The sequence below is a fragment of the Methyloversatilis sp. MC4-4 genome (assembly GCF_049843555.1).
GTDB classification, from domain to species: domain Bacteria; phylum Pseudomonadota; class Gammaproteobacteria; order Burkholderiales; family Rhodocyclaceae; genus Methyloversatilis; species Methyloversatilis discipulorum_B.
Map to the genome: position 1 here is coordinate 479,182 of NZ_JBBHZK010000003.1, position 11,393 is coordinate 490,574.

The window sequence follows — 11,393 nt, forward strand, 5'->3', positions numbered from 1 at the left end:
GTCATGGACCTCATCTACAAAACCCGCGTCTTCAGCCAGGGTGGCCGCAATGGCCGCGTTCAGAGCGAAGACGGCCTGCTGAAGCTGGACCTCGCCGCGCCGGCGGAAATGGGGGGCAAGAAGCCGGGCGTCAATCCGGAGCAGCTGTTCGCCGCGGCCTACGCTGCCTGTTTCGAGAACTCGGTGCGCCACATCGTGCGCGCCGACCGGCTGCCGGTGAAAGGCTGCATGGTCGAGGCCGAGGTGTCGCTGTTCAAGAACTTCGAGGAGGCCTACCGCATGGCCATCCGCTTCACCGCCGTGCTGCACGGCATCGACCAGCCGACCGCCGATTCGCTGGTGGAGCGCGCGCTCAAGGTGTGCCCCTACACCGACGCGACGAAGAACAACGTGACCGTCAGCGCCGCCGCGGTGCTCGAAGATCCGGCGCTGGCCTGAGGGGACGCTGATGAGCTCGGAAACCGGATACTTCATCGACTGGAACGGCAACGCGCGCAGCGTGCAGGACGCGGGCGGCAACTTCACGGTCGAGGTCGACATGCCGTCGAAGTACGTGGCGCTCTATTCGAAGGGCGGCACGCTGATGCACGAGGCGACCTTCTACCGGACGCTGGAGGACATCGCGAAGAAGGGCATCACCGCCGAACTGGTGCCCGGCGCCCACCCCTGGGGCATGCGCAACGAGTGGTGATCGGGCTGTGGGGCATTTGCCCCGCAGCGCCGTCAGAAGCGCCGCACCTCGATGTCGTACTTCTTCAGCGCATAGCCCATCTGCCGCGGCGTGATGTTGAGCAGGCGGGCGGCCTTGGCCTGCACCCAGCCGCACTGTTCCATTGCCCACACGAGACGGTCGCGTTCGCCGTCCGGCTTGTCATCGGTCGGCGCCGGGCGCGACACCGGCGCGGGCTCGCCCGGCGGGCTACAGGACTCCGCCTCGGCCGCGGCGGACTCCACCACCGGCGACACCGCGTCGTCCTTTTTCACGAAGTGCAGTACCTGCGTCAGGCAACGATTGGCCGAACAGGGGAAGTCGGACGCCTCGATCGCGTCGTGATGCGCCATCGTTGCGGTGCGCTCGATGCAGTTCTCCAGCTCGCGCACATTGCCCGGCCAGTAACAATGCATCATCACCGCCTGCCCGCCCTGGGTGAGCTTCATGTTGCGGTCGTTCTCGCGGTTGAAGCGCTCCAGGAAGTGCTGCGTCAGCGCCGGAATGTCTTCGCGCCGCTCGCGCAGCGCCGGCAGGAAGATGCTCACCACATTGATGCGGAAGTACAGGTCGGCGCGGAAGGTGCCCGCCGCCACCATCTTTTCGAGGTTGCGGTTGGTCGCGCAGATCAGCCGCACATCGACCTTGATCGGCTTGCTGCCGCCGACGCGCTCAAACTCGCGCTCCTGCAGCACGCGCAGCAGCTTGGTCTGGAAGGCCGGCGAGATGTCGCCGATCTCGTCGAGGAAGAGCGTGCCGCCGTCGGCCAGTTCGAAACGGCCCTTGCGTTCGCCGGTGGCGCCGGTGAAGGAGCCCTTCTCGTGGCCGAACAATTCCGATTCGAGCAGCGATTCGGACAGCGCCGCACAGTTGAGCTTGATGAAGGCGCCGGACTTGCGCGTGGACAGTTCGTGGATGGCACGCGCGATCACTTCCTTGCCGGTGCCGCTTTCGCCACGCAGCAGCACGGTCGAACGCGACGGCGCGACCTGGTGCGCCTCGGCGAACACCTGCTGCATGCGCGGCGAGGTGCCGACCACGTTGTCCAGCTTGAAGCGGCCGCGCGGCGCATCACGCCGCGCCTGCTTGGCCTGGTGCAGCAGGCGTTCGTGCTCGTCGGTCACCACGCGCTGCAGCGCCACCGACTGCCCCATCAGATTGGCCGCCATCGACAGCACGCGCACATCGCTGCCGAAGCCGCCGCGACGCGACACCACGCGGTCGGCGCACAGCACGCCCAGCATGTCGGCACCGGCGCGTATCGGCACGCCGATGAAGGCGATGGTTTCGTCGCCGGCATCGTCGAGCGCGCCGGTGCGGTTCAGGAACAGCGGTTCGACCGAAATGTCCGGCACCACGACCGGCGAGCCGGAGGCGAACACGCGGCCGATGATGCCCTCGCCCGACCGGTAGCGCCCGCTCGACCACTCCTTGACCGACAGGCCGACCGCCGCGGCCAGGCTGAGCGCCTCGCCGTCGTCCTCGACCAGCGCGATCATCATGCGTCTGAAGTCGAGGTAGTGCGACAGCACGTTCAGTGCTTCGCGCAGGGTCTTCGTTACGTCCAGAGACGAGCTGAGTATCTTGCTCAGCTCGTACACGGTCACCAGTTCAACATTCGCGCGCGCATTCGTCTCGATGCCGTTCGCAGTCATGACAGCCCCCGATTGCTTCCCGAGGCGATGCCGGTCGAGCCGGTACGCCCTTCCATTCAGTGGCCCCTGCGTCTTTTCTTATTGTCGGGGAACGGTCGGCAGTACAGCCGGCCACGGCGGAAATCCGCATGCGCTTCTCCACGCCTAGCAGCATCAAGCAAGGCGCGTACCCAGTGTCACAAAGCGGTCAGTCGTAAGACGCCCGCGTAACAGCGCGCAGGAAAGCCGTTTGCGGGCAGGTACTTGGAAACGGGACGGGCGATCGGCCGGCGGGTGCGTCCGCTTTGGTGCAAGGCGTCACAAAACGGTGCCGAGACAGCGCTTGTCGGACTTGTCGCAAACAGCACAGGAGGGCAGCCGCGCCCCGGCAGCGACGAAACGCGCCGAAAGCGCGCTGGACCAGCGTCGTCGGCGGCACGCGGATCACTGCACGGCGGCTGGCACGAGGATTGCGAGATACCCGGCGGGAGGGAAGAGACATGACGGTCAGGGATACCCGGGTGGTGCAGGTCGACGGCACCCGCGTCACCGTCGGCGTCGACAGCGCGCCGGCCTGCAGCGGCTGCCGCTCGCAAACCGTCTGTGGCAGCGCGCCGAACACCCTGCACCAGCTCGAACTGCCCGCTGCGCAGGCCGCTTCACTGCAGCCTGGCGACCTTGTTGCACTCGGCATCGACGACGACGCGCCGCTGCGCGCCGTGATGCTGGCCTATCTACCGCCGCTGGCCGGCCTGCTCGGCGGCATCGGCGCCGGCAGTGTGGCCGGCCTGCCGGATGTCGCCGTGCTCGCCTGCGGCGGCAGCGGCCTCTGCTTCGGCGCGGTCATCGCCCGCCTGCTCGCCGGCCACTGGCGGGACAGCTGGCGGCCCAGAATCTGCGGCAGCGGTGACTGAGACCTGCGCTCAGGCCAGCGCCGGCGGTCTGGTCGAAGCGAGGAAATCGCGGCGCGCCGCCCGATCGAGCTTGGCGCAGGCGCGGTTGAGCCCGCTCAGGATGGCCAGCACCGACGCCGTCACGATATTCCGGTGCATGCCGGCACCGAAAGTGCTGCCGGGCAGCCCGTCGATGACGAATTCGGCGAAGGCCACCGCCGCCGCGTCGGCGCCGTGGCCGATTGCGCGCTCCTCGTAGTCGTGCAGGCGGACGGGCACCTTGAGTGCCTCGATCACGGCAGCGATCGGGCCGTTGCCGCGGCCCGACAGCGTGCGTTCGACGCCCTCGACCTTCACCACCAGTTCGATGCCCTGCTCGTCGCCGATCTCGCTCAAATGATGGGTGACGTACTCGAACGGAACTGCCGGTTCGAAGTACTGCTGCGCGAACAGCTTCCAGATGTCAGCAGCGCGCACTTCCTGCCCGCTGGTGTCGGTGAGCTGCTGCACTGCCGTACTGAACTCGACCTGAAGGCGACGCGGCAAGGTGACGCCATATTCGCTTTCGAGCAGGAAGGCCACACCGCCCTTGCCCGACTGGCTGTTCACGCGAATGATCGAATCATAGGTGCGGCCGACGTCGGCCGGATCGACCGGCAGATAGGGCACTTCCCAGAGCGCGTCCGGCTGCTGCGCGGCAAGGCCCTTGCGGATCGCGTCCTGATGCGAGCCGGAGAAGGCGGTGAACACGAGGTCACCGGCGTACGGATGGCGGGCGTGCACCGGAATCTGCGTGCACTGTTCGACCGTGCGCGCGATGTCGTTGATGCGCGAGAAGTCGAGCCCCGGATCCACACCCTGCGTGTAGAGGTTGAGCGCAAGCGTTACCAGATCGACGTTGCCGGTGCGCTCGCCGTGGCCGAACAGGCAGCCTTCGACCCGGTCCGCACCGGCCATCACCGCCAGTTCGGCCGCCGCCACCGCGGTGCCGCGGTCGTTGTGCGGATGCACGCTGAGGATGACCGACTTGCGGTTGGCAAGATTGCGATGCATCCACTCGATCTGGTCGGCGTAGTGGTTGGGCGTAGCCACCTCGACCGTGGCCGGCAGGTTGAGGATGACCGGTCGCTCCGGCGTGCCGCCCCAGGCCTCGACCACCGCGTCGCACACCTCTTTCGCGAAGTCGAGCTCGGTGGCGGTGAAGGTTTCCGGGCTGTACTGGAACACCCATTCGGTTTCCGGGCGGGCATCAGTGAGGCGCTTGATGAGCAGCGTGCTGTCGACCGCGAGCTGCTTCACTTCGTCGCGGCTCATGTCGAACACGACGCGGCGGAAGGTGGGCGAAGTCGCGTTGTAGACATGCACGATGGCGCGCTTCGCGCCACGCAAGGATTCGATGGTGCGTTCGATCAGGTGCGGGCGCGCCTGCGTCAGCACCTCTATGGTCACGTCGTCCGGGATGTGGCCGCCTTCGATCAGCGTGCGCACGAAGCTGAAATCGGTGTCGGACGCCGACGGAAAGGCGACCTCGATCTGCTTGAAGCCGATGTCCACCAGCATCTTGAACATGCGCATCTTGCGTTCGCCGTTCATCGGTTCGAACAGGGCCTGGTTGCCGTCGCGCAGGTCGGTCGACATCCAGATCGGTGCGCGCGTGAGGGTTTTCGACGGCCACTGGCGATCGGCGAGCGCGATCGGGGTAACGGGACGGTACTTCGTATTCGGCTGCTTCAACATGATGTGCTCCGGCAAATGGGAAGGATGCGTGGCCGGAATGCGGGGCTGTCAGGCGGCCACGGGTTTCCTGGCCTGACAACCGCTGCGCAGTCGCAGCATCGGGACGGTTTGAAACAGCTCGAACATGACGGGAACGCTCCGGGAAAACGGAATTCACCTCCCGGTCCATCGACCGGAGGCAGGTACTGCACGACAGGAGGGGGAGTTTTATGTGCGCGCGGGGCGCAGCAGCAGACCCGACGCGAGCAGCGTCGAGGAGAGGGACAGCAGTTGGGTCTGGTGCGTGAGCATGGACTCGACCATAGGCAAGCCGTGAAAAGCTGTCAACCCTGAATTTCGCCGGCAAGCGGCTAGAATTGTGTTCTTCTGCCGGGCCGCGGTCTGGCCCTTGCATCGAGCGGACATCCTGCGGGCTGCCGCTCATGCCCTGGCAACGACACTCATCCTCAGGTTTCTCTGCTGCCCACCATGTCCGAACGCAACGCTCCCGCACCGGCTTCAAATTTCCTGCGCGCCGTCATCGAAAAGGATCTGGCCAATGGCACCTACGCCAGCCGCCGCTGGGCGCGCAGCCCCGGTGACGCCGCCCATCACGCCGCCGGCGAGCCGGACCCGGCAAAGATCCGCACCCGCTTCCCGCCGGAGCCGAACGGCTACCTGCACGTCGGCCACGCCAAGTCCATCTGCCTGAACTTCGGCCTGGCGCGCGATTACGGTGGCGTCTGCCACATGCGCTTCGACGACACCAATCCGGAGAAGGAAAGCGTCGAGTACGTCGAATCGATCAAGGACGCGGTGCAGTGGCTGGGCTTTGGCTGGGACGCCTTCGGCGCGTCGCAGCTCTACTTCGCCAGCGACTACTTCGATTTCATGTACCGCGCGGCGGAATACCTGATCACCGCCGGCCACGCCTACATCGACCAGCAGACGCCGGACGAGATGCGCGCCAACCGCGGCACGCTGACCGAGCCGGGCAAGGATTCACCGTGGCGCAATCGTCCGGCCGACGAATCGCTGGCGCTGTTCCGCGAAATGCGCGACGGCAAGCACCCGGACGGCGCCATGGTGCTGCGCGCGAAGATCGACATGGCCAGCCCCAACATCAACATGCGCGACCCGGCCATCTACCGGATCAAGCACGCGCACCACCACAACACCGGCGACAAGTGGTGCATCTACCCGATGTACACCTATGCCCACCCGCTGGAAGACGCGGTCGAGGGCATCACCCATTCGATCTGCACGCTGGAATTCGAGGATCAGCGGCCGTTCTATGACTGGGTGCTGGAGCGTCTGGCCGAAGGCGGCCTGCTGGCCCACCCGCTGCCCAAGCAGTACGAGTTCGCGCGGCTCAATCTGACCTATGTCGTCACCAGCAAGCGCAAGCTGATGCAGCTGGTGACCGAGAAGCACGTCAGCGGCTGGGACGACCCGCGCATGCCCACCATCGTCGGCCTGCGCCGCCGCGGCTACACGCCGGAGGCGCTGCAGCTGTTCGCCGAGCGCATCGGCGTGTCCAAAGCCGATTCGTGGATCGACTATTCGACGCTGGAAGGCGCGCTGCGCGACGACCTCGACGGCCGCGCCGCCCGCGCGATGGCGGTGCTTGATCCGCTCAAGCTCAAGCTCACCAACTGGGACGCACTGTTCGCCGGCAAGCAAGCCGAGCCCTGCTCCGCGCCGGTGCATCCGCACCACCCTGAACGCGGCACGCGCAGCTTCAACCTGACGCGCGAAGTGTGGATAGAGCGCGAAGACTTCATGGAAGAGGCGCCCAAGGGCTACCACCGCCTGTTCCCGGGTAACAAGGCGCGGCTCAAGTACGGCTACGTGATCGAATGCACCGGTTGCGAGAAGGACGCCGACGGCCGCATCACCGCGGTGCTGGCGACCATCGTGCCGGATACGAAGAGCGGCACGCCGGGCGCCGACAGCGTCAAGGTGAAGGGCGTCATCACCTGGGTCAGCGTGGCCGAAGGACTGGCGACAGAAGTAAGGCTGTACGACCGGCTGTTCACCGAAGCGCACCCGGACGCCGGCGGCCGCGACTTCCTGACCGTGATGAATCCGTACTCGGTGAAATCGGTACAAGCCTTTGTCGAACCCGGCCTGGCCACCGCCGCGGCCGACGACAAGTTCCAGTTCGAACGTCACGGCTACTTCGTCGCCGACCGGGTCGATTCGGTCGAAGGCCACCCCGTGTTCAACCGGGCCGTCACATTGAAGGACAGCTGGAGCCGTTGAGGTCGGGGCAAGCCGGCGGCGGCCCCCGACGCAGCGTCGGTTTTTTTTACACCCGGCTCGACCCGCCCAAGGACCGGATCGCCTGCAAGGCAGGCTGCGCCCCGATGCGTGCCGATGCAGCAATGCAGGCACACCGCTTGCTAACAGTTTTTGACATTTTTGAATCCGTCGGCCGGTCCGGCTTGCGACGGGTGACGACAACCTTCCAGCAGGGAGTGTCCCGATGAAATCGATACGCAGCCTCTTCGCCGCAACTCTGTTTGCCACCGCGCTGCCGGCGCTCGCCGTGATCCCCAATGTGACCGACCAGGAATCGTCAGAGCGCAACAACCTGATAGCAACCTTCGGCCAGAGCGGACTGGCGCAGTCCTTCAAGCAGATGGCAGACAACGTGTCCGGCGCCGGGATCTACCTCCTCCTCGCCAGCCCGGAGGAGTCGGCGAACGTGACCATCGAACTGTGGAGCAAGCTGCCCAACCAGGGCGGCAGCCTGCTGGCCGGCGGCTCGGCACTCGGTCTTGGCCCGGGCTGGGTGGACGTGTTCTGGACGCCTGTAACAGTTACGCCGGGGGACACCTACTTCCTGGTCTTCTCCGGCCCGTCCGCATTGGGTCTGGCGGGCAGCACGCTGAACCCCTATCCGAACGGACAGACGTTCGCGACCTCGGGCTATGCAGGCTTCCCCAACTTCGACTACACCTTCCGCACTTTCGCGGCGGCCGTACCCGAGCCATCGACCTGGGCGTCGATGATGGGCGGCCTCGGCCTGCTCGCGCTGCTTGCTGCGGCCCGCCGTCGCACCTGATCCTTCCGGGGAGCGCGGCAGCGCTCCCCTGCTCCATGCCCATCCAGGACGTCCCCCTTACGCAGGCTTACCGGCTGCTCAACCACGGCCCCACCGTGCTGGTGAGCAGCGCAGCCGGCGCGCGCCGCAACGTGATGGCGGCGGCGTGGTGCATGCCGCTCGATTTCGACCCGCCCAAGATCGTCGTCGTGATCGACAAATCGACCTTCACGCGTGAGCTGATCAGCGCGTCGGGCGAGTTCGCGATCAACGTGCCGCCACGTGCGCTGCTCGACGCCACGGTCGCGGCCGGAAACGACAGCGGCCGCGATACGGACAAGTTCGCCGCGCTGGACCTGCCCAGCTTCCCGGCGACGCAGATCGCCGCGCCACTGGTCGGCGGCTGCGTCGCCTGGCTCGAATGCAAGGTCGTGCCGGAAGCCCGCAACCAGGACCGCTACGACCTGTTCATCGGCGAGGTGGTGGCAGCGCGCGCGGACAGCCGCGTGTTCCGCAACGGGCGCTGGCACTTCGATGACGACGCGCTGCGCACGCTGCATCACGTCGCCGGCGGCGCCTTCTTCATGACCGGTGAAGCGGTCGGCGGCAGCTGAACTTTCGCGCCTGTAGCGCGCTCCCAAGACGGCTGTTCACACAACCCCGTCGATGGAGCCCGCCATGCGCCGCCTGCTCGCCTCCTCCTGCTGTCTGCTGGCCCTGAACGCCCACGCCGGCGGTTCGGCCAGCGAATTCGGATCCGCCTTCTATACCGGCCTGTCGATCAGCGTGGTGCAAGTGCGCGTTGCCAATGAGGCAGGCAAGGGTTTCTTCGGTTCGGGGGTCGTGGTGGCGGAGAACGAGGTCGTCACCAACTGTCACGTCACGCGTCAGGGCGTGCGCGTCGAGGTTGCCAAGGGCGCACTGGTGTTTCCGGTGTTCGGCCAGAAGGTGGACATGGCGAACGATCTCTGTCTGTTGCGCACCTCGCCGATGCCGCTGCGCACCGTCGCGCTGCGCGACGCAGCGTCCGTCAGACCCGGCGAGAAGTCGTTCTACTACGGCTACTCGGGAGGGATAGAAGCCTTCTTTGCACCGGGGCGGGTGGCGACGCTGCATCCGCACGACGGCAGTGCGGTGTTCGAAACGTCCAGCGGTTTCGCGCTCGGTGGCAGTGGCGGCGGGCTGTTCGACGCCGAAGGTCGCCTGATCGGCATCACCACCTTCCTCGCCTCCGGCCACTCGGGTGGCTACTTCGCGATGCCGGCCGACCTGATCCACCGGCTGCGCAAGCAGCCCGAATCCGACATCGCGCCGATATCGGGGCTGGCATTATGGGAGCGGCCGGACGCGGAACAGCCCTGGTTCCTGCGGGTGGCGCGACTCGGCGCGCTGTCGCGCTGGCAGTCCGCCGCCGATCTGGCGCTAGCGTGGACGCGTGCCGAGCCGGACAACGCCGATGCCTGGCATCAGGCCGGCGTCGCGCTGCTGCGTGATCAGCGGCCGGTCGAGGCGAACGAGGCGCTGCAGCGCGCCCGCATGCTGTCGCCCGACCACCCGGACGTGCTCTTCCATCAGGCGCTGGCGCTGGCGCGCAGTGGCTCGGCCGAAGCCGCCCGCGAAGCGCGGGACCGGCTGGCCCTTACGGACGCCGAACTGCTGGGCAAACTGGATCAGGCCTTAGACTGTTCGGCCTACTGCTAAAGACATACAAACACACTAAACTCCGTCGAATACAAGAACTTGAAGATCGACGGGGTCCTCGGTGTCGCCCAGACTTTCCCTGCTGCTGTGCATCTGTGCAGTCCAGTTGTCGTTCGCCGACGCGCGCGCCGAGGAGAGTGCCGACGGCCCCCGCTTCGAGGTGCGCGCCTACTCGCTGGCCGGCGGAACAGTTTTCCGGCCGGGGGAAATCGACGCCATGCTGTCGCCCTATACCGGCGCCGAAGTCGGCTTCGGACAGCTCGAAGCGGCGCGCGCCGCACTGCAGGCCGCCTACCACCAGCGCGGCTTCGGCGCAGCCCAGGTCAGCATTCCGGAACAGGAACTGAGTGGCGGCACCGTCGTGCTGGAAGTTCTGGAACCCAAGCTGACCGAAATCACGCTGCAGGGCGCCAAACACCACGACGATCAGAACATCCGCGCCAGCCTGCCCGCTCTGGCCGACGGCCGCATGCCGAACACGACCGACGTGGCGCGCCAGTTGTCGCTGGCCAACGACAATTCGTCGAAGCAGACCGATGTGACCTTCAAGTCCGGCCGCAAGCCTGGCGAGATCGCGGCGACGATTTCAGTGGCGGACGACAAGCCGCTGCGCCGCTTCGTCACCGTGGACAACAGTGGCACACCATCGACCGGCACCCACCGCGTCGCCATCGGACTGCAGCACGCCAACCTGTTCAACCGCGACCATGTGGCGACCTTCCAGTACACGACTTCAATAGAGAAGCCGTCCGAAGTCACCATCTTCGGCCTCGGCTATCGCATTCCGCTGTACAGCAGCGGCAATTCGATCGACCTGGTCGCCGGCTACTCGAGCGTGAATTCGGGTCAGGTACAGGTGCTGAACTCAACGGCGAGCGTGTCCGGCGCCGGCCGCATCTTTTCCGCGCGCTACAACTGGCACCTGCCACGCGATGGGGAACTGACGCAGCGCGTCAGCCTCGCGGCCGACTGGCGCGATTTCGACAGCAGTTTTGTCCTGGAGAACGTGCCCGGCAGTCTGGTCCCGCGGGTAATCACCCATCCGGTCAGCCTGTCGTGGAGCGGCAACTGGCGCAACGACCTGCGCGAAGCGGGCCTGAACGTCAGCTATGCGCGCAACCTGCCCGGTGGCGAACACGGCCGCGACAGCGATTTCGCCGCCTCGCGCGGCGGCGCCAACGCGCGCTTCGCGGTGATCCGGGCCGGCGCCTCATGGCTGCAGCTGCTGTCCAGGGACTGGCGCGTGCGCCTGCAGGCACAGGCGCAGTACACCAACGACGAACTGGTTTCGGGCGAACAATTCGGTATCGGCGGCGCCGATTCGGTGCGCGGCCTGCGCGAGCGCGTGCTCGCCGACGACCGCGGCTGGCGTGTCAGTGCGGATCTCGATACGCCCGCCTGGGTGCACGACACCTGGGTGATGCGCGGCGTGCTGTTCGCCGACACCGCCCACCTCTATCGCGTGCGGCCGCTGGCCGGCGAAGACGCAAGTCAGGCAGTTTTTTCGGCAGGCGTGGGTCTGCGCGTCAACTTTTCCACGTGGCTATCTGGGCGGATCGACTACGCTCAACTTATTGACGGAGCAGGAAGATACGACTCCGGAAGTCACCGCGTGCACGCAACGTTCAGCCTGAACTTCTGACCGCCTGAAGGCCACCTCCCGGTGGCGCGCGGCCGGTTCCGGCGAAACA

The 11,393-nt window shown here is 66.4% G+C and carries 10 protein-coding genes; 8 read left to right on the top strand and 2 right to left on the bottom strand.

What is annotated here, in order from left to right; translation table 11 throughout:
• The first annotated feature begins 3 nt into the window (after positions 1 to 3).
• Together WDZ97_RS15310 and WDZ97_RS15315 are read left to right on the top strand one after the other, a co-directional pair.
• On the top strand, positions 4 to 438 hold the full coding sequence (locus tag WDZ97_RS15310; RefSeq protein ID WP_304000514.1) for an Ohr family peroxiredoxin: 435 nt from the start codon (positions 4 to 6) through the stop codon (positions 436 to 438).
• A gap of 10 nt (positions 439 to 448) precedes the next feature.
• Positions 449 to 691 (top strand): hypothetical protein, encoded by a 243-nt coding sequence (locus WDZ97_RS15315; RefSeq protein WP_304000516.1) that lies wholly within the window; start codon positions 449 to 451, stop codon positions 689 to 691.
• 32 nt (positions 692 to 723) lie between these two features.
• Here the strand turns inward: WDZ97_RS15315 and nifA are convergent, their stop codons facing one another.
• Positions 724 to 2,364: a nif-specific transcriptional activator NifA gene (nifA, locus tag WDZ97_RS15320; RefSeq protein WP_425763312.1), complete on the bottom strand. Its 1,641-nt coding sequence runs from the start codon at positions 2,362 to 2,364 to the stop codon at positions 724 to 726.
• Positions 2,365 to 2,843: 479 nt separating this feature from the next.
• Between nifA and WDZ97_RS15325 the strand changes: the two genes are divergently transcribed.
• Positions 2,844 to 3,257, top strand: a complete 414-nt coding sequence (locus tag WDZ97_RS15325) for a SoxR reducing system RseC family protein (RefSeq protein ID WP_425763313.1) — start codon at positions 2,844 to 2,846, stop codon at positions 3,255 to 3,257.
• 9 nt (positions 3,258 to 3,266) lie between these two features.
• On the opposite strand, the gene leuA is transcribed toward WDZ97_RS15325, so the two are convergent.
• The gene (leuA, locus tag WDZ97_RS15330) at positions 3,267 to 4,973 is read right to left on the bottom strand and encodes a 2-isopropylmalate synthase (protein WP_425763314.1); all 1,707 of its coding nucleotides are present in this window, start codon (positions 4,971 to 4,973) and stop codon (positions 3,267 to 3,269) included.
• A 468-nt stretch (positions 4,974 to 5,441) separates the two neighbouring features.
• Here leuA and WDZ97_RS15335 point away from each other — a divergent pair, with 468 nt between their 5' ends.
• From WDZ97_RS15335 to WDZ97_RS15355, 5 genes are all read left to right on the top strand, one after another.
• A complete protein-coding gene (locus tag WDZ97_RS15335; protein WP_425763315.1) occupies positions 5,442 to 7,217 on the top strand; it encodes a glutamine--tRNA ligase/YqeY domain fusion protein in 1,776 nt (591 codons plus the stop codon).
• Between the two features lie 223 nt (positions 7,218 to 7,440).
• On the top strand, positions 7,441 to 8,022 hold the full coding sequence (locus tag WDZ97_RS15340; protein WP_304000523.1) for a PEP-CTERM sorting domain-containing protein: 582 nt from the start codon (positions 7,441 to 7,443) through the stop codon (positions 8,020 to 8,022).
• A gap of 35 nt (positions 8,023 to 8,057) precedes the next feature.
• Positions 8,058 to 8,615: a flavin reductase family protein gene (locus WDZ97_RS15345; RefSeq protein WP_304000524.1), complete on the top strand. Its 558-nt coding sequence runs from the start codon at positions 8,058 to 8,060 to the stop codon at positions 8,613 to 8,615.
• A gap of 64 nt (positions 8,616 to 8,679) precedes the next feature.
• Positions 8,680 to 9,702, top strand: a complete 1,023-nt coding sequence (locus WDZ97_RS15350) for a trypsin-like peptidase domain-containing protein (protein ID WP_425763316.1) — start codon at positions 8,680 to 8,682, stop codon at positions 9,700 to 9,702.
• A 106-nt stretch (positions 9,703 to 9,808) separates the two neighbouring features.
• A complete protein-coding gene (locus tag WDZ97_RS15355; protein WP_425763317.1) occupies positions 9,809 to 11,344 on the top strand; it encodes a ShlB/FhaC/HecB family hemolysin secretion/activation protein in 1,536 nt (511 codons plus the stop codon).
• Positions 11,345 to 11,393: the final 49 nt, after the last annotated feature.

What these genes read in the sequence shown, in the direction of transcription:
- leuA (WP_425763314.1), bottom strand. Translation starts at nt 4,973, where the DNA reads ATGTTGAAGCAGCCGAATACGAAGTACCGTCCCGTTACCCCGATCGCG.
- WDZ97_RS15325 (WP_425763313.1), top strand. Translation starts at nt 2,844, where the DNA reads ATGACGGTCAGGGATACCCGGGTGGTGCAGGTCGACGGCACCCGCGTC.
- WDZ97_RS15350 (WP_425763316.1), top strand. Translation starts at nt 8,680, where the DNA reads ATGCGCCGCCTGCTCGCCTCCTCCTGCTGTCTGCTGGCCCTGAACGCC.
- WDZ97_RS15335 (WP_425763315.1), top strand. Translation starts at nt 5,442, where the DNA reads ATGTCCGAACGCAACGCTCCCGCACCGGCTTCAAATTTCCTGCGCGCC.
- WDZ97_RS15340 (WP_304000523.1), top strand. Translation starts at nt 7,441, where the DNA reads ATGAAATCGATACGCAGCCTCTTCGCCGCAACTCTGTTTGCCACCGCG.
- WDZ97_RS15310 (WP_304000514.1), top strand. Translation starts at nt 4, where the DNA reads ATGGACCTCATCTACAAAACCCGCGTCTTCAGCCAGGGTGGCCGCAAT.
- WDZ97_RS15315 (WP_304000516.1), top strand. Translation starts at nt 449, where the DNA reads ATGAGCTCGGAAACCGGATACTTCATCGACTGGAACGGCAACGCGCGC.
- WDZ97_RS15345 (WP_304000524.1), top strand. Translation starts at nt 8,058, where the DNA reads ATGCCCATCCAGGACGTCCCCCTTACGCAGGCTTACCGGCTGCTCAAC.
- nifA (WP_425763312.1), bottom strand. Translation starts at nt 2,364, where the DNA reads ATGACTGCGAACGGCATCGAGACGAATGCGCGCGCGAATGTTGAACTG.